General features: G+C 62.5%; 26 protein-coding genes. 23 read left to right on the top strand and 3 right to left on the bottom strand.

Annotation, left to right across the window (positions count from 1 at the left end; genetic code table 11):
* The first annotated feature begins 198 nt into the window (after positions 1–198).
* The 23 genes from rpsJ (at position 199) to map (ending at position 13,126) form a co-directional block, all read left to right on the top strand.
* Positions 199–507 (top strand): 30S ribosomal protein S10, encoded by a 309-nt coding sequence (rpsJ, locus tag AC1DHY_RS02535; protein ID WP_003803825.1) that lies wholly within the window; start codon positions 199–201, stop codon positions 505–507.
* A 17-nt stretch (positions 508–524) separates the two neighbouring features.
* Positions 525–1,175 carry a 50S ribosomal protein L3 gene (rplC, locus tag AC1DHY_RS02530; protein WP_301226767.1) on the top strand — a complete coding sequence of 217 codons (651 nt, stop codon included), beginning with the start codon at positions 525–527 and terminating at the stop codon, positions 1,173–1,175.
* Positions 1,176–1,177: 2 nt separating this feature from the next.
* Complete coding sequence (gene rplD / locus AC1DHY_RS02525) at positions 1,178–1,798, top strand: 50S ribosomal protein L4 (protein ID WP_476879705.1); 621 nt, start codon at positions 1,178–1,180, stop codon at positions 1,796–1,798.
* On the top strand, positions 1,795–2,100 hold the full coding sequence (gene rplW, locus AC1DHY_RS02520; protein WP_018773664.1) for a 50S ribosomal protein L23: 306 nt from the start codon (positions 1,795–1,797) through the stop codon (positions 2,098–2,100). The genes rplD and rplW overlap by 4 nt, the downstream gene beginning before the upstream one ends.
* 29 nt (positions 2,101–2,129) lie before the next feature.
* Positions 2,130–2,969 carry a 50S ribosomal protein L2 gene (rplB, locus tag AC1DHY_RS02515; RefSeq protein WP_024366131.1) on the top strand — a complete coding sequence of 280 codons (840 nt, stop codon included), beginning with the start codon at positions 2,130–2,132 and terminating at the stop codon, positions 2,967–2,969.
* Positions 2,970–2,981: 12 nt separating this feature from the next.
* On the top strand, positions 2,982–3,263 hold the full coding sequence (gene rpsS / locus AC1DHY_RS02510; RefSeq protein ID WP_018773666.1) for a 30S ribosomal protein S19: 282 nt from the start codon (positions 2,982–2,984) through the stop codon (positions 3,261–3,263).
* A gap of 38 nt (positions 3,264–3,301) precedes the next feature.
* On the top strand, positions 3,302–3,667 hold the full coding sequence (gene rplV / locus AC1DHY_RS02505) for a 50S ribosomal protein L22 (RefSeq protein WP_003803798.1): 366 nt from the start codon (positions 3,302–3,304) through the stop codon (positions 3,665–3,667).
* On the top strand, positions 3,668–4,501 hold the full coding sequence (gene rpsC / locus AC1DHY_RS02500; protein WP_476879706.1) for a 30S ribosomal protein S3: 834 nt from the start codon (positions 3,668–3,670) through the stop codon (positions 4,499–4,501).
* The gene (rplP, locus tag AC1DHY_RS02495) at positions 4,502–4,918 is read left to right on the top strand and encodes a 50S ribosomal protein L16 (RefSeq protein WP_138768571.1); all 417 of its coding nucleotides are present in this window, start codon (positions 4,502–4,504) and stop codon (positions 4,916–4,918) included.
* A 2-nt stretch (positions 4,919–4,920) separates the two neighbouring features.
* The gene (gene rpmC / locus AC1DHY_RS02490; protein ID WP_011692802.1) at positions 4,921–5,250 is read left to right on the top strand and encodes a 50S ribosomal protein L29; all 330 of its coding nucleotides are present in this window, start codon (positions 4,921–4,923) and stop codon (positions 5,248–5,250) included.
* Positions 5,247–5,555: a 30S ribosomal protein S17 gene (gene rpsQ / locus AC1DHY_RS02485; RefSeq protein WP_056737811.1), complete on the top strand. Its 309-nt coding sequence runs from the start codon at positions 5,247–5,249 to the stop codon at positions 5,553–5,555. Before rpmC ends, rpsQ begins: the two co-directional genes overlap by 4 nt.
* A gap of 405 nt (positions 5,556–5,960) precedes the next feature.
* Entirely contained in the window at positions 5,961–6,329 is a 369-nt protein-coding gene (gene rplN, locus AC1DHY_RS02480) for a 50S ribosomal protein L14 (RefSeq protein ID WP_003803789.1), read from the top strand.
* 3 nt (positions 6,330–6,332) lie between these two features.
* Positions 6,333–6,692: a 50S ribosomal protein L24 gene (rplX, locus tag AC1DHY_RS02475; protein WP_066436866.1), complete on the top strand. Its 360-nt coding sequence runs from the start codon at positions 6,333–6,335 to the stop codon at positions 6,690–6,692.
* Positions 6,692–7,273, top strand: coding sequence for a 50S ribosomal protein L5 (gene rplE / locus AC1DHY_RS02470; protein ID WP_476880333.1), 582 nt, complete (start codon positions 6,692–6,694; stop codon positions 7,271–7,273). The genes rplX and rplE overlap by 1 nt, the downstream gene beginning before the upstream one ends.
* Before the next feature lie 94 nt (positions 7,274–7,367).
* Positions 7,368–7,766: a 30S ribosomal protein S8 gene (gene rpsH, locus AC1DHY_RS02465; RefSeq protein ID WP_056737814.1), complete on the top strand. Its 399-nt coding sequence runs from the start codon at positions 7,368–7,370 to the stop codon at positions 7,764–7,766.
* Between the two features lie 18 nt (positions 7,767–7,784).
* Positions 7,785–8,321 (top strand): 50S ribosomal protein L6, encoded by a 537-nt coding sequence (rplF, locus tag AC1DHY_RS02460; RefSeq protein WP_476880332.1) that lies wholly within the window; start codon positions 7,785–7,787, stop codon positions 8,319–8,321.
* Positions 8,322–8,323: 2 nt separating this feature from the next.
* Positions 8,324–8,707: a 50S ribosomal protein L18 gene (gene rplR / locus AC1DHY_RS02455; RefSeq protein WP_018773674.1), complete on the top strand. Its 384-nt coding sequence runs from the start codon at positions 8,324–8,326 to the stop codon at positions 8,705–8,707.
* Between the two features lie 26 nt (positions 8,708–8,733).
* On the top strand, positions 8,734–9,414 hold the full coding sequence (rpsE, locus tag AC1DHY_RS02450) for a 30S ribosomal protein S5 (protein ID WP_377985280.1): 681 nt from the start codon (positions 8,734–8,736) through the stop codon (positions 9,412–9,414).
* A gap of 3 nt (positions 9,415–9,417) precedes the next feature.
* Positions 9,418–9,624, top strand: a complete 207-nt coding sequence (gene rpmD / locus AC1DHY_RS02445) for a 50S ribosomal protein L30 (RefSeq protein ID WP_056626615.1) — start codon at positions 9,418–9,420, stop codon at positions 9,622–9,624.
* Positions 9,625–10,119 carry a 50S ribosomal protein L15 gene (gene rplO, locus AC1DHY_RS02440; RefSeq protein WP_058931722.1) on the top strand — a complete coding sequence of 165 codons (495 nt, stop codon included), beginning with the start codon at positions 9,625–9,627 and terminating at the stop codon, positions 10,117–10,119.
* Positions 10,120–10,306: 187 nt separating this feature from the next.
* Complete coding sequence (gene secY, locus AC1DHY_RS02435; protein ID WP_476880329.1) at positions 10,307–11,617, top strand: preprotein translocase subunit SecY; 1,311 nt, start codon at positions 10,307–10,309, stop codon at positions 11,615–11,617.
* 5 nt (positions 11,618–11,622) lie between these two features.
* Entirely contained in the window at positions 11,623–12,192 is a 570-nt protein-coding gene (locus tag AC1DHY_RS02430; RefSeq protein WP_476903109.1) for an adenylate kinase, read from the top strand.
* A gap of 106 nt (positions 12,193–12,298) precedes the next feature.
* Positions 12,299–13,126 (top strand): type I methionyl aminopeptidase, encoded by an 828-nt coding sequence (gene map, locus AC1DHY_RS02425; RefSeq protein WP_476877945.1) that lies wholly within the window; start codon positions 12,299–12,301, stop codon positions 13,124–13,126.
* A 95-nt stretch (positions 13,127–13,221) separates the two neighbouring features.
* Here the strand turns inward: map and AC1DHY_RS02420 are convergent, their stop codons facing one another.
* From AC1DHY_RS02420 to AC1DHY_RS02410, 3 genes are all read right to left on the bottom strand, one after another.
* On the bottom strand, positions 13,222–14,568 hold the full coding sequence (locus tag AC1DHY_RS02420; protein WP_476903108.1) for an ABC transporter substrate-binding protein: 1,347 nt from the start codon (positions 14,566–14,568) through the stop codon (positions 13,222–13,224).
* Positions 14,569–14,646: 78 nt separating this feature from the next.
* The gene (locus AC1DHY_RS02415; protein WP_476877943.1) at positions 14,647–15,564 is read right to left on the bottom strand and encodes a carbohydrate ABC transporter permease; all 918 of its coding nucleotides are present in this window, start codon (positions 15,562–15,564) and stop codon (positions 14,647–14,649) included.
* Positions 15,561–16,514 (bottom strand): carbohydrate ABC transporter permease, encoded by a 954-nt coding sequence (locus AC1DHY_RS02410; RefSeq protein ID WP_476877942.1) that lies wholly within the window; start codon positions 16,512–16,514, stop codon positions 15,561–15,563. The genes AC1DHY_RS02415 and AC1DHY_RS02410 overlap by 4 nt, the downstream gene beginning before the upstream one ends.
* Positions 16,515–16,521: the final 7 nt, after the last annotated feature.

The raw sequence follows: 16,521 nt of genomic DNA, 5'->3' as shown, positions 1-16,521 counted from the left end.
GAGTTCGCGTGAAATGCGCGACACGCCCGACCGCGGGGGTCGGTTGCGCCGGCAGGTTGAGGAACCCGGATTTATCCGGATTCAGCTTGTGCGGCGGGTGGTAGTTACGACTTCAAATGCTTCGGCAGCCGCACAACTAGTAAGTGAACAGGGCAGCCCTAATCAGGGGAAGCACAGACTGAAAGAGAGTCAGGCGACATGGCGGGACAAAAAATCCGCATCCGGCTGAAGTCATACGACCACGAGGTCATTGACGTTTCAGCACGGAAGATCGTTGAGACGGTCACGCGCGCAGGCGCAACTGTAGTTGGCCCCGTGCCGCTGCCGACGGAGAAGAACGTTTACTGCGTAATTCGCTCTCCGCACAAGTACAAAGACAGCCGCGAGCACTTTGAAATGCGCACGCACAAGCGTCTTATCGACATCATCGATCCCACGCCCAAGGCTGTCGATTCGCTCATGCGTCTCGACCTGCCGGCCGACGTGAACATCGAAATCAAGCTGTAGGGAGGTGCTGAGAGACTATGACCGCAACCCGTAACGTAAAGGGCCTGCTGGGCACGAAGCTCGGCATGACCCAGGTCTGGGACGAGAACAACAAGCTCATCCCCGTCACTGTGGTCCAGGCAGACTCGAACGTCATCACGCAACTGCGCAATGCAGACACTGATGGCTACGTCGCCGTTCAGATCGGCTACGGCCAGATCGACCCCCGCAAGGTCACCAAGCCGCTGGCTGGTCACTTTGAAAAGGCAGGCGTCACGCCTCGCCGCCACGTCGTAGAACTGCGCACTGCAGATGCTGCTTCTTACGAGCTGGGCCAGGAGCTCTCCGTTGAGCTCTTCGAAGCCGGCCAGAAGATCGACGTCGTTGGCACCACCAAGGGTAAGGGCTTCGCCGGTGTTATGAAGCGTCACGGCTTCCACGGTGTTGGAGCTTCCCACGGTGCCCACAAGAACCACCGTAAGCCCGGTTCAATCGGTGGCGCATCCACCCCGAGCCGCGTCTTCAAGGGCATGAAAATGGCCGGCCGCATGGGCGCCGTTCGTCACACCACGCTGAACCTCACGGTCCACGCGGTTGACGTCGAGAAGTCGCTGCTCCTCATCAAGGGTGCCGTTCCCGGCGCCCGCGGCCAGGTCGTACTCGTACGCACCGCCGTGAAGGGAGCCTAGTAATGACTAGCACTGTCAAGGTTGACCTGCCCGCAGAGATCTTCGACGTACAGACCAACGTGCCGCTGCTGCACCAGGTCGTCGTTGCACAGCTCGCTGCTGCTCGCCAGGGTACCCACAAGACCAAGACCCGCGCCGAGGTTTCCGGTGCAGGTCGCAAGCCGTTCAAGCAGAAGGGCACCGGCCGCGCCCGTCAGGGTTCCATCCGTGCTCCTCACATGACCGGTGGTGGCATCGTCCACGGCCCGACGCCGCGTGACTACAGCCAGCGCACCCCCAAGAAGATGATTGCTGCTGCACTGCGCGGCGCACTCTCTGACCGCGCCCGTAACGGCCGCATCCACGTCGTTGCTGAACTGGTAGCCGGCACCAAGCCGTCTTCCCGTGACGCACTGGCAACGCTGCGTGGCGTCTCCGAGCGCAAGAACCTGCTCGTTGTCATCGACCGCGCCAACGATGTTGCTGCACTCTCCGTGCGCAACCTCCAGGATGTTCACGTTCTGTACGCAGACCAGCTGAACACCTACGACGTGCTCGTTTCTGACGACGTAGTCTTCACCAAGGCTGCCTACGAAGCATTCGTTGCTGACAAGGCTGCAAAGAACGAGGAGGATGCCAAGTGAGCGCAGCCACCATCAAAGACCCGCGCGACGTCGTGCTTGCACCCGTCGTTTCGGAAAAGAGCTACGGCCTGATCGACGAGGGCAAGTACACCTTCCTGGTGGACCCCCGTTCGAACAAGACCGAGATCAAGCTGGCCGTGGAGAAGATTTTCTCCGTCAAGGTCGAATCGATCAACACCATCAACCGTGCCGGTAAGCGCAAGCGCACCAAATTCGGATGGGGTACCCGCAAGAACACCAAGCGTGCGATTGTGAGCCTCAAAGAAGGCACTATCGACATCTTCGGCGGTCCGCTCTCGTAGCGGAGACCACTTTAACGAGGAAATAAATTATGGGAATCCGTAAATACAAGCCGACTACCCCGGGCCGTCGTGGCTCGAGCGTAGCGGACTTCACCGAAATCACGCGGTCGACGCCGGAAAAGTCGTTGGTTCGTCCCCTCCCGAAAAAGGGTGGCCGTAACAACACCGGTAAGATCACGACCCGTCACAAGGGTGGTGGACACAAGCGCCAGTACCGTCTGATCGACTTCCGTCGCCACGACAAGGACGGCGTCAACGCCCGCGTTGCCGAAATCGAGTACGATCCGAACCGCACGGCTCGCATCGCCCTCCTGCACTACGTTGATGGCACCAAGCGTTACATCATCGCCCCGAACAAGCTGGCCCAGGGTGACACCGTGGAAGCAGGTGCCGACGCTGACATCAAGCCCGGCAACAACCTGCCGCTGCGCAACATCCCGGTCGGTACCGTAATCCACGCAGTTGAACTGCGTCCGGGTGGCGGCGCCAAGATGGGCCGCTCCGCCGGCGCATCGATCCAGCTCGTTGCCAAGGAAGGCCGCTTCGCCCAGCTGCGTCTGCCTTCCGGCGAAATCCGCAACGTTGACGTGCGCTGCCGCGCAACCGTCGGCGAGGTCGGCAACGCCGAGCAGTCGAACATCAACTGGGGTAAGGCCGGCCGTATGCGCTGGAAGGGCGTTCGCCCGACCGTCCGTGGTGTCGCCATGAACCCGGTCGACCACCCGCACGGTGGTGGCGAGGGTAAGACGTCCGGTGGACGTCACCCCGTCAACCCGAACGGTAAGCGCGAAGGCCGCACCCGCCGTCCCAACAAAGAGAGCGACAAGCTTATTGTTCGTCGCCGTCGTACTGGCAAGAACAAGCGATAGGAGCCTGGACACATGCCACGCAGCCTGAAAAAAGGTCCTTTCGTTGACCAGCACCTCTTTGTGAAGGTAGCCAGGGAAAACGAAAAGGGCACCAAGAACGTCATCAAGACCTGGTCCCGCCGTTCGATGATCGTCCCCGACATGCTCGGCCACACGATCGCCGTGCACGACGGACGCAAGCACATCCCGGTGTTTGTCACTGAGTCGATGGTCGGGCACAAGCTCGGCGAATTCGCTCCCACGCGGACTTTCCGCGGCCATGTCAAGGACGACCGTAAGGGCAAGCGCCGCTAGGCGCCTGCACTTACGTCAAAGACGAGAGAAGGAAAGCAATGGAAGCCAAGGCAATTGCGCGTCACATCCGCGTAACGCCTATGAAGGCCCGGCGCGTCGTCAACCTTGTTCGTGGTAAGCAAGCGAACGAGGCTCTGGCAATTCTGAAGTTTGCCCCGCAGGCAGCTTCGGAGCCGGTATTCAAGGTAGTTCAGTCGGCAATCTCCAACGCCCGGGTCCTCGCGGACCGCGACGGCGTGGCGTTTGACGAAGGTGACCTCATCATCAGCGAAGCGTTTGTTGATGAAGGCCCGACCATGAAGCGGTTCCAGCCGCGTGCCCAGGGTCGTGCATTTCAGATCAAGAAGCGCACGAGCCACATCACCGTGGTAGTCGCTACCCCGGAGAAAGAGGAGGCTCGCTAAGTGGGACAGAAAGTTAACCCGCACGGGTTCCGACTCGGTATCACCACCGATCACGTATCGCACTGGTTCGCCGACAGCACCAAGTCCGGCCAGCGGTACAAGGACTTCGTTCGCGAAGACATCCGTATCCGCCAGCTTATGTCCACGGGCATGGAGCGCGCCGGCATCGCCAAGGTCGAGATCGAGCGCACCCGCGACCGTGTCCGCGTGGATATCCACACGGCACGTCCGGGCATCGTCATCGGCCGCCGCGGCGCTGAAGCAGACCGCATCCGCGGCGAGCTCGAAAAGCTCACCGGCAAGCAGGTTCAGCTGAACATCCTCGAGGTCAAGAACCCCGAGATGGAAGCCCAGCTTGTTGCCCAGGGCGTGGCCGAGCAGCTGACTTCCCGCGTGGCATTCCGCCGTGCGATGAAGAAGGCAATGCAGTCCGCACAGCGCGCTGGTGCCAAGGGCATCCGTATCGCTTGCTCGGGTCGACTGGGTGGCGCAGAAATGTCCCGCTCGGAGTTCTACCGCGAAGGCCGTGTGCCCCTGCACACCCTCCGCGCGAACATCGACTACGGCTTCTACGAGGCCAAGACCACCTTCGGCCGCATCGGCGTGAAGGTCTGGATCTACAAGGGTGACGTCACCGCCAAGGAACTGGCTCAGCAGGCAGCTGCTGCTCCGTCCCGCGGCCGCGGTGCCGGCGATCGTCCGGGCCGCCCGGGTGGCGCTGACCGCGGTGACCGCCGTCGTCGCAACGACCGTCCGGCCGCCGACGCAGCTCCTGCTGCAGAGGCACCGGCAGTTGAGGCTGCACCTGCTGCAGTAGAAGGAGGACAGGCTTAAATGCTTATCCCACGTCGAGTCAAGCACCGTAAGCAGCACCACCCGGGTCGTTCCGGCGCTGCCACGGGCGGCACCGAGGTCTCGTTCGGCGAGTGGGGTATCCAGGCTCTGAGCCCGGCATACGTCACCAACCGTCAGATCGAGTCTGCCCGTATTGCGATGACCCGCCACATCAAGCGTGGCGGCAAGGTCTGGATCAACATCTACCCGGACCGTCCGCTGACCAAGAAGCCGGCCGAAACCCGCATGGGTTCCGGTAAGGGTTCGCCGGAATGGTGGGTCTCAAACGTCAAGCCGGGCCGGGTTCTCTTTGAACTCTCCGGTGTTAGTGAAGAGGTAGCTCGCGAGGCCCTGCGCCTGGCAATCCACAAGCTGCCGTTGAAGGCACGCATTGTGCGTCGCGAAGGTGGTGAGTAGAAATGGCAGTAGGATCCAAGGAACTTGCATCCGCACAGCTGGACGGTTTCGACAACGAGCGTCTCGTTGAAGAACTCCGCAAGGCCAAGGAAGAGCTGTTCAACCTGCGTTTCCAGTCCGCCACCGGCCAGCTGGAGAACCACGGTCGTCTGCGCGCGGTAAAGAAGGACATCGCACGCATCTACACCGTTCTCCGTGAGCGCGAGCTGGGCATTCGTGCCGAGGTTGCCGCACCGGTTGTGGAAGCCAAGGAAGAAAAGAAGTCCAAGAAGGCTGCAACCAAGAAGGCTGACAAGGCTGAAACGGTTGAGACCGAGGAGGACGCCAAGTGAGTGAAAAGGACGAGAACGTGACGGAAACTGTTTCCGACGCAGCCAAGGCTGACGAGCGCGGTTACCGTAAGACTAAGCGCGGCTACGTCGTCTCGGACAAGATGGAGAAGACCATCGTTGTCCAGGTCGAAGACCGTGTGAAGCACGCCCTCTACGGCAAGGTTATGCGCCGCAACACGAAGATCAAGGCTCACGACGAAGAGAACTCCGCCGGCATCGGCGACCTCGTTCTCCTCGCCGAGACCCGCCCGCTGTCCGCTACTAAGCGGTGGCGCCTGGTGGAGATCCTCGAGAAGGCCAAGTAACACCTGCAGCGGCCCCGTCAGGGGTACTGCGCCGAAACCCCCGTTCCCGTCTGGGAGCGGGGGTTTCCGCGTTCCCGGCAAAGGGTGAAACCGCCGGCGCCGCGCCGCTCCGTGACGGGGCGACGGCGGCAGCTGTGATATGGGGATACGCCGGAAATGTGCTAAGATTTTGAGTTTGTATGGCGCCTTCCGTGCGTCATCATCAACCTCGTAAACAATCGTGCCACGGCATAGTGCCTCCCCGCGCCTCGCGCGCACGGGAAGCAACTGTTTTTGGCACGGGCGTTTAGGCCTGGTCTGGCAAAATCCAGGCAGGTCAAGAGACACCCCGATCAACCGTTCCGCAAGGCTCATTCCGTAGGAAGATTTTCGGTCTGAGAACCGGCGCGACGCAAGGAGTAAATAGTGATTCAGCAGGAGTCGCGACTCAAGGTCGCCGACAACACGGGTGCTAAGGAAATCCTTACCATTCGCGTTCTCGGTGGATCTGGCCGTCGCTACGCAGGCATTGGCGACGTGATCGTCGCTACCGTCAAGGACGCAATTCCGGGCGGCAACGTAAAGAAGGGCGACGTCGTCAAGGCTGTCATCGTCCGTACCAAGAAGGAACGCCGCCGTGCGGATGGTTCCTACATCAAGTTTGACGAGAACGCAGCTGTGATCCTGAAGAACGACGGTGACCCCCGCGGTACCCGTATCTTCGGACCGGTTGGTCGTGAACTTCGTGACAAGAAGTTCATGAAGATCGTTTCTCTGGCTCCGGAGGTGCTCTAGTCCATGGCTAAGATCAAAAAGGGTGACCTCGTTCAGGTCATCACTGGCGCCAAGGCTGAGCGCGGCGGCGACCGTGGCAAGCAGGGCAAGGTTCTGCGCGTATTCCCGGAGACCAACCGCGTGCTGGTCGAAGGCATCAACCGCGTAACCAAGCACACCAAGGTCGGTCAGTCGCAGCGCGGCACCAAGACCGGTGGCATCGAGGTCGTTGAGGCTTCAATCCACATCTCCAACGTGGCTCTGGTTGACCCCTCCACCAAGAAGCCCACCCGCGTCGGTTTCCGCACCGAGACCGTTGAGCGCGATGGCGTGAAGCGTGAAGTGCGTGTCCGCGTGGCCAAGAGCTCAGGGAAGGACATCTAATGACTGAGACTCTCGAGACTCCGGTAAGCAAGATCGTTCCTCGTCTGAAGACCAAGTACGCGGATTCCATCAAGAGCTCGCTCGTTGAGGAATTCAAGTACGAGAACGTCAACCAGGTTCCCCGTCTGGTGAAGGTCGTTGTGAACATGGGTGTTGGAGATGCCGCCAAGGACTCCAAGCTGATCGACGGCGCTGTCCGCGATCTGACCCTGATCACCGGCCAGAAGCCGCAGGTAACCAAGGCCCGCAAGTCGATCGCACAGTTCAAGCTGCGCGAAGGCATGCCGATCGGTGCGCACGCAACTCTGCGTGGCGACCGTATGTGGGAATTCCTGGACCGTCTGGTCACGCTGGCACTGCCGCGTATCCGCGACTTCCGGGGCCTCAGCGGCAAGCAGTTCGACGGCAACGGCAACTACACCTTCGGTCTGACCGAGCAGGTTATGTTCCACGAGATCGACCAGGATTCCATCGACCGCGTTCGCGGTATGGACATCACTGTCGTGACCACTGCCAAGACCGACGACGAAGGCCGCGCGCTGCTCAAGGCGCTTGGCTTCCCGTTCAAGACCGAAGATTAATCTAACTACGTAAAAGGTCCGGCTGCCTGGTGTTCGAACTTGTTCGATAAGGCACCGCAGCGGAAACCGTTATGAGGAAGGGCAAGAGCCCACCATGACTATGACAGATCCTGTCGCAGATATGCTTACGCGTCTGCGCAATGCAAACTCGGCATACCACGATTCCGTGTCTATGCCTTACAGCAAGCTCAAGGCACGCGTTGCTGACATCCTGAAGGCAGAAGGCTTTATTGCCTCCTGGAAGGAAGAAGACGCGGAGGTCGGCAAGAAGCTGACCCTCGAGCTCAAGTTCGGTCCGAACCGCGAGCGTTCCATCGCTGGCGTTCGTCGTATTTCCAAGCCGGGACTGCGCGTTTACGCAAAGTCCACCAACCTGCCGCACGTGCTGGGTGGCCTGGGTATCGCTATCCTGTCCACCTCTTCCGGCCTCCTGACTGACAAGCAGGCCGGCAAGAAGGGCGTGGGCGGCGAAGTCCTCGCGTACGTCTGGTAACGGGAAAGGAAGAGAATAATGTCACGTATTGGACGTCTCCCCATCACCGTTCCCGCCGGCGTTGAGGTCAAGGTTGACGGCTCTGTCGTCACTGTCAAGGGTTCCAAAGGCGAGCTGAACCACACTGTGGCCAGCCCGATCGAGGTCACCCTGGAAGATGGCACCCTGACCGTCGCCCGCCCGAACGACGAGCGCGCCTCACGTTCGCTGCACGGCCTGACCCGCACCCTGATCGCCAACATGATCCAGGGTGTTACCGCAGGCTACGAGAAGAAGCTTGAGATTGTCGGTACCGGTTACCGCGTCCAGGCCAAGGGTTCTGACCTGGAGTTCGCTCTGGGCTACAGCCACCCGGTCAACGTCTCGGCTCCGAACGGCATCACCTTTGCAGTTGAGACCCCGACCAAGCTCTCTGTCTCAGGTATCTCCAAGCAGCAGGTCGGCGAGGTTGCTGCCAACATTCGCAAGCTGCGGAAGCCGGACCCCTATAAGGGCAAGGGCATCCGCTACGCCGGCGAAGTCATCCGCCGCAAGGTCGGAAAGGCTGGTAAGTAACCATGGCCATCGCAATTAACAAGAAGCGTACGAACAAGAGCAAGTCTGCCCAGCGCAGCCGCCGCCAGCTTCGTATCCGCAAGCGCATCTCCGGTACGGCTGTACGACCGCGTCTGGTTGTCAACCGTTCGGCCCGCCACGTATTCGTCCAGGTTGTCGATGACACCAAGGGCCTGACCGTAGCGAGCGCGTCCACTCTGGAAGCCGACCTTCGTGCATTCGACGGTGACAAGACCGCCAAGGCCAAGCGCGTTGGCGAGCTCGTCGCCGAGCGTGCCAAGGCTGCCGGTATCGAAGCTGTTGTCTTCGACCGCGGTGGTAACAAGTACCACGGCCGGATCGCCGCCGTCGCTGACGGCGCACGTGAAGGTGGGCTGGCACTGTGACCGAAAATAACGAAAAGGACATTCAGGTGACTGAAGCTGTAGCTGCTCCGGCAACTGAGACCGCTGCGCCTGCTACCACTGACGACCGCCGTGGTGGCGCCCGTCGTGGCGAGCGTGGCGACCGCGGCCAGGGCCGTGGCGACCGTGGTGGCCGTGGTGGCCGCGACGGCGGCCGCGAAGCCGAGAAGAGCCAGTTCGTAGAGCGCGTCGTAACCATCAACCGTGTTTCCAAGGTCGTCAAGGGTGGTCGTCGCTTTAGCTTCACCGCCCTCGTCGTCGTCGGTGACGGCAACGGTATGGTCGGCGTCGGCTACGGCAAGGCCAAGGAAGTACCCGCCGCTATCGCGAAGGGCGTTGAAGAAGCCAAGAAGTCCTTCTTCCGCGTTCCCCGCATCGGCAACACCATTCCGCACCGCGTCCAGGGTGAAGCGGCTGCAGGCGTTGTTATGCTGCGTCCGGCTTCCGCCGGTACCGGTGTTATCGCCGGTGGTCCGGTCCGTGCAGTACTGGAGTGCGTGGGTATCCACGACATCCTCTCCAAGTCGCTCGGTTCCTCCAACGCCATCAACATCGTTCACGCGACCGTTGATGCCCTGAAGCGCCTCGAAGAGCCGGCAGCAGTGGCAGCACGCCGCGGCCTCCCGCTCGACGAGATCGCTCCGCCGGCAATGGTGAAGGCTCTCCTGAACCAGAAGGCAGGTGTCTGAGTCATGGCTAAGAACCTGATTCCCTCCGACGCCCAGTTGGAGATCACTCAGATCAAGTCCGCCATTGGCGGCAAGCAGAACCAGCGCGACACCCTGCGGTCCCTCGGCCTGAAGCGGATCGGACACACCGTTGTCCGCACCGCCGACGCCGTGACCGTCGGGATGCTCAACACGGTTCCGCACCTGGTAAAGGTAGAGGAGGCGAAGTAAATGGCAGAGAAGAACACCGCCGAAAAGGCACAGGGCGCCGCTGCTGAGAAGCAGAACGCACTGAAGGTTCACCACCTGCGTCCCGCCCCGGGTGCCAAGACCGCCAAGACCCGCGTTGGTCGTGGTGAAGGCTCCAAGGGTAAGACCGCTGGTCGCGGTACCAAGGGTACGAAGGCCCGCTACCAGATCAAGGCTGGCTTTGCCGGCGGCCAGCTGCCGCTGCACATGCGCCTGCCGAAGCTGCGCGGCTTCAAGAACCCGTTCCGGGTTGAGTTCCAGGTTGTAAACCTGGACAAGCTCAACGAGCTGTTCCCGGAAGGTGGCGCAGTCACCGTGGAGAACCTGGTCGAAAAGGGTGCCGTTCGCAAGAACCAGCCCGTCAAGGTGCTGGGCACCGGCGACATCACCGTCAAGGTTGACGTCACCGTCCACGCATTCTCGGCCAGCGCCGCAGAAAAGATTGCCGCAGCAGGCGGAAGCACCACCGCCCTCTAATGAGGCGGCGGGGCATTAGCCCGTTGTGAAAAACTCCCGGTACCAGGGGCTCCGGCCCCTGGTACCGGGGGTTTTTTCTTTTTTCCCGCCCTGCCGATTGTTCGGCGGGCGCATCGACCCGTTAGACTCGGTTGTTGGGTTTATTTGACCTATCTCACACGACTTTACTTATTACTCAGGAGGACGCTTGCTTAGCGCATTTGGCCGGGCCTTTCGCACGCCTGATCTGCGACGCAAGTTGTTGTTCACGCTGGGAATCATCACAATCTTCCGCTTGGGTGCCTTCATCCCCTCGCCTGGTGTGAGCTACCAGAATGTCCAGCAATGCTTGCAGAACGGTCAGACCTCGGGCGGGATCTACCAGCTCGTCAACCTGTTCAGCGGGGGTGCGTTGCTGCAGGTCTCGATCTTCGCGCTCGGGATCATGCCCTACATCACCGCCAGCATCATCGTCCAGCTGCTCCGCGTGGTCATTCCCCGGTTCCAGCAGCTCTACGAAGAGGGCGCCTCGGGCCAGTCCAAGCTGACCCAGTACACCCGGTACCTCACCATCGCGCTGGGCCTGCTCAATGCCACGACGCTGGTGTCCCTGGCCCGTTCCGGCCAGCTCCTGCCGAACTGCCAGCTGCCGATCATTCCGGACGCGAGCATCATCACCACCATCCTGATCGTCATCACCCTGACGGCCGGCACCGGCCTGATCATGTGGATGGGCGAGCTCGTCACCGAGAAGGGTGTGGGCAACGGCATGTCGCTGCTGATCTTCACCTCCATCGCTGCCGGCTTCCCGACGTCCCTGGGCGCGATCTGGAAGGCCCAGGGCCCGGGCACCTTCTTTATGGTCCTGGTCATCGGCCTGCTGACCGTGGCACTGGTGGTCTTCGTCGAGCAGTCTCAGCGCCGGATCCCGGTGCAGTACGCCAAACGCATGATCGGCCGCCGCACGGTGGGCGGCACCAGCACGTACATCCCCATCAAGGTGAACATGGCCGGCGTCGTGCCTGTCATCTTCGCGTCCTCGATGCTGTACCTGCCGGGCCTGATCTCGCAGTTCAACCGGCCCGCACCGGGGGAGCCTGTAGCCCCCTGGGTCGAGTGGATCAACAACAACCTGACCCGCGGTGACCACCCCATCTACATGGCCCTGTACTTCGCCATGATTGTGTTCTTCACCTACTTCTATGTTGCGATCACTTTCAACCCTGAGGAAGTTTCTGACAACATGAAGAAGTACGGCGGCTTCATTCCGGGTATCCGTGCCGGCAAGCCGACCGCAGATTACCTGCAGTATGTGCTTTCCAGGATCACCCTGCCCGGCGCGATCTACCTGGGCTTTGTGGCCCTGATCCCGCTGATCGCCTTGGTCCTGATCAACGCCAACCAGAACTTCCCGTTCGGTGGCACCTCGATCCTGATCATGGTGGGCGTAGGTTTGGAGACCGTCAAGCAGATTGATGCGCAGCTACAGCAGCGTCACTACGAAGGGCTTTTGCGATGACGAGAATGTTGATTATCGGACCTCCCGGTTCCGGCAAGGGAACGCAGGCGGAACGCATTTCGGAGCGCCTCGGCGTCGTTGCGATCTCCACCGGCGATATCTTCCGTGCCAACGTCAAGGGTGAGACGCCGCTCGGCATCGAAGCCAAGAAGTACATGGACGCCGGGGACTTCGTCCCGGACAGCGTGACCAACAAGATGGTCCGCGACCGCCTCACGGAATCCGACGTCGAAGCCGGCTTCCTGCTGGATGGCTACCCGCGCACCACCGCGCAGGTGGACTACCTCGATTCGATCCTCGCCGACGGTGACCAGAAGCTCGACGTCGTCCTGCAGCTCACGGCCGACGACGAGGAACTCGTCACCCGCCTCCTGGGCCGCGCCAAGGACACCGGCCGCAGCGACGACAACGAAGCCGTTATCCGGCACCGCCTGGACCTGTACCACGGCCAGACCGAAGCCGTGGTGGCCAAGTACGCCGACCGCGGCATCCTCACCCAGGTCGACGGCATTGGCGGCATCGACGAGGTCACCGACCGCGTGATGCAGGCCATCAAGGCGGCCCAGTCGGCCTGATCCAGGCCCACGACTCACGAGGCTCCTCCCGCACCGCCGGGAGGAGCCTCAGCCATTTGTCCGCACGCCCGCCCCGGGCCGCGGCACCACCGAAAGGACGCTGACGATGGCATTCGGCCAGCCCCGCATTGAATACAAGACCAACGCCCAGATGCGGACCATGCACGAGGCCGGGCTGGTTCTCAGCCGCGCGCTGGACGCCGCTGTCGCGGCAGCCGTGCCCGGAGTCAGCACCCGCGACATCGACGCCGTATTCGCCGGCGTGCTGCACGAGGCAGGCGCCAAGTCCAACTTCCTCGGTTACCACGGGTTCCCGGCCACCATCTGCACCTCGGTCAACGAGGAAGTGGTGCACGGGATCCCGGGCGACCGCGTGCTCCAGGACGGGGACATCATCTCCATTGACGGTGGCGCGATCGTGGACGGGTGGCACTCCGACTCTGCACGGACGGTCATCGTCGGCACTGCTGACCCCGAGGACCAGCGGCTCTCCGACGTCACCGAGGAAGCCATGTGGCGCGGCATCGCGGCACTGGCCACCGGAAAATTCGTCGGTGACATCGGCAACGCCGTGGACGACTACGTCTCCAACGCCCCGGGCAAACCGCTGGGCATACTGGAGGACTATGTAGGCCACGGGATCGGCTCCGAGATGCACATGGCACCGGACGTGCTGAACTACCGCACCAGCCACCGCGGGCCCAAGATCCGCCCCGGTCTGTGCCTGGCCATCGAGCCCATGCTGGTCCGCGGCGGTATCGAGACTGCCACCCTGGAGGACGACTGGACCGTGGTGACCACCGACGGCAAGCGCTCGTGCCAGTGGGAACACTCCGTGGCGGTGCACGAAAAGGGCATCTGGGTCCTTTCAGCACCCGACGGCGGCGCCGCGAAACTGGCGCCGCTCGGCGTCGTGCCCGTCCCGATCCCCTGAAGCCGCTTCGACGTGCGGTTTCCCCTCGACGCCAAAAATCCCTGGCGCTACCGGAAGTCCGGTAGCGCCAGGGATTTTGTGTGTCGCGGGCCGGATCAGCTCTTGAGCTTCGGCTTCACGTCCTTGGTGTAGATGCCTTCCAGGGTGGCCTTCAGCTCGGTCATGGTTGCCTTGACGTCGCCCTGCTGGGTGAGGATCTTTGCGGCGGCCTTGGCCATCTCCTGGTCCGCGCCCGGCAGGAAGACACGGGCGTTGTCCTGGACGTGGGTCACGGCGAGCTGGTCGATGGCCGTCTTGATTTGCGGTGTCTTGGCCAAGACGGCGGTCATGTCAGCGGACGTCCGGGTGGGCATGTAACCGGTGGCGGCCGAGAAGGCGGCGGTGTTCTCCGGCTCGGTCATGAACTTGAGGAAGGTCGCCGCCGCGAGCTGGACCTCCTTGCTGACGCCGCTGGGGATGCCCAGGCCGGCGCCGCCGGTGGGGCAGACTCCGGTCTCCTTCTTCGGACCGCCCGGCAGGAAGCCGACGCCCACGTTGAACTTAGCGGAGCTGAGAACGCCGAGCAGGGACCCGGTGGAGGCGATGGTTGCCGAGGTGATGCCGGCGGCAAAGTCATCCGCGGCCTCCTTGGACGAGACGCCGGCCCACTTGTCCTTGTAGATCGAGTCCTGGGCCCACTGCAACGCCGCAACCGACTCGGGGGAATCACAGTTCATGGTCCACTCGTTGGACCAGCTGCCGCCCCAGCCCCACAGGTTGTTCTGCAGGGTCCAGCCGGCGTACCCGGCCAGGGCCGGGTAGATGTAGGCGTACTGGGCGCCGGAGCTGGCCTTGAGCTTGGGCGCCCACTCGCTGAACTCCTGCCAGGTCTTCGGCGCGCGGTCCGGCAGGCCCGCCGCCTTGAAGTGATCCTTGTTGTAGTAGAACAGCGGGGTGGAACGGCCGTAGGGGAGCGCCCACTGTTTCCCGGCGTACTGGTAGTCCGCGACGAGGGACTTCTGGAAGTCGTCCACCTTGATGTCCAGCTGCTTGATCGCACTGTCCAGCGGGATGATGTTTCCGTTGGTGAAGTAGCGGAACCACCAGACGTCGGAGAGCACCACCAGGCCGGGCAGGGCGGACTTCGCTGCCTGGGAGGTCTGGAACTTCTGCGCGATTTCCTCGTAGTTGGCCCCGGCGGTGATCAGGTTGACCTTGATGTCCGGGAACTTCGCCTGGAATTTGTCGATGATTGCCTTCTCGACGTCCTGGGACTTGCCGGGGTGGCTGGTCCAGAAGTCGAAGGAGGAGGCGGGTTTGACGCCGCTGAAGTCGACGTCCTTGGTCTCCGAGGCTCCGGTGCCGCCGCCCGTGGACGGGCCTCCGCAGGCGGCCAGTGCCGCCGTGCCGGCACCCGCCCCGGCCAGGCCCAGGAAGTGTCTGCGATTAAGGTTTGTTGCCATGGTGGATCCTCTCAAAACGTGCTGACGTGGTGTGCTGTATTAGGTACGGGGTCGGTGGGGTCTCTGGCGGGCCGTGGCTTACCCGGTGACGCTGCCCTGGGTGAGGCCGGCCACGATGTAGCGCTGCAGGGCCGCGAAGACCAGCAGGATCGGAACAATCACCAGGACCGCTCCGGCCATCAGGATGCCCCAGCCCGAGCCGTTGCCTTCCGAGTTCTGCAGCAGGGTCAGGCCCACCGGCAGCGTCATGGTTTCCGGGCGGTCGGTGATGATGAGYGGCCAGATGTAGTCGTTCCATTCGCTCACCACGGTCACGAGGGCGACGGTGGCGATGGAAGGACCGGAGACCGGGACCACCACCTGCCAGAGGCGGCGCCAGTGTCCGGCGCCGTCGATTTCGGCGGCCTCCAGGATGGAGCTGGGCAGGGTCATGAAGTGCTGGCGGAGCAGGAACGTGCCGAAGGCGGTGCCGAGCCCGGGAAGGATGATGCCCCACAGGGTGTTCTTCCCGCCCATTCCGGCGATCAGGATGTAGTTCGGCAGGATGGACACCTGCGGCGGCACCATCAGCGCCACCAGGATCAGGATGAAGATGACGTTCTTGAAGGGAAACCGGACGAAAACCAGGGCGTAGGCCGTCAGGATCGCCAGGATCACCTTCACCGTTGCGCCTACCGTGGTCACAATCAGGCTGTTGACGAAGAACTGTGCGAACGGCACCGTGGTCATCGCCACGTGGTAGTTCTCCAGGTTCAGTCCCTGCGGCAGGATCTTCAGGTCGGTCGTGACGATCTCACCGGGCTGCTTGAAGGAGCTCAGCACCATCCAGAGCAGGGGGACCACCACCACCAGCGTGGCGAGGACCAGGGGAACGTAGCCGCCGGCGATGGTCTGGGCCAGGTTGGCGCGGGAGAACGGCCGGTGCCGCGGAAGCGGAGCGTCGGGTCCGGATGCGGACGCGGCGGGATCGGGATTCACGGGGGAGAGCGTGCTCACGAGTAGTGCACCTTCCGTTCGACGAACCGCACCTGCAGCACGGTGATGATCAGGAGGATCGCGAAGAGCACCACGGAAATGGATGCCGAGTAGCCGGCGCGGTTGAACGCCCCGAAGGCCTGCAGGTAGGCCTCGTAGATCAGGGTGGACGTGCCGTTGCCCAGCGGGGTCATGATCCGGATCAGGTCGAAGGCCTGCAGCGAGCTGAGCATGGTGGTGATGAGCAGGAAGAACGTGGTGGGGGACAGCAGCGGGACGGACATGCTGATGAACCGGCGGAAACCGTTCGCGCCGTCCAGGGAGGCGGCCTCCATCACGTCCTGCGGAAGGGACTGCAGGCCGGCGAGGTAGACCACCGCACAGTAGCCGAGGTTCTTCCAGACGTAGACGATGATCACCATGACCAGGGAGAGCTGGGGGTCGTTGATCCACTGCGGGCTCTGCTGCCCGATCCCGCGCAGCAGCCAAGCGAGCACGCCATAACCGGGGTCGAAGATGAACAGCCACACCAGGCCGACGCCGACGCCGCTGAGCACGTAGGGCGCGAAGACCGCGGACCGGGCGAAGGTGGTGCCGCGGACCTTGGAGTTCAGGGCGAGGGCCACCAGCAGTCCGAGCACCATGGATCCGCCGACAGTGACGACGGTGAAGATGGCAGTGGTTCCGAGCACCTTGGGGGCGTCGGCGCTGGTGAAGAAGTTGATGTAGTTCTCGAACCCGACCACCGTGGCGGAGGCGGATCCCAGCGTCCAGTCGAGCGTGGAGTAGTAGATGTTGTTGATCAGCGGCAGGTAGGTAAATACCGCGATCAGGGCCAGGTTCGGGAGGGCCAGCGCGAGGAAGACGAGGAAGTCCCTGCGGGTCCGGGCGGACCAGCGTCCCCGGCGCGGGCCCTGCGTGACGGCCGCTGCTGCAGAGCGCACGGGGCTGTCGGTCAGTTGTCTAGTCATAGGGTCT

The sequence above is a fragment of the Arthrobacter sp. 05L44 genome (assembly GCF_056397605.1).
This window is presented reverse-complemented; position numbering and strand designations above follow the sequence as displayed.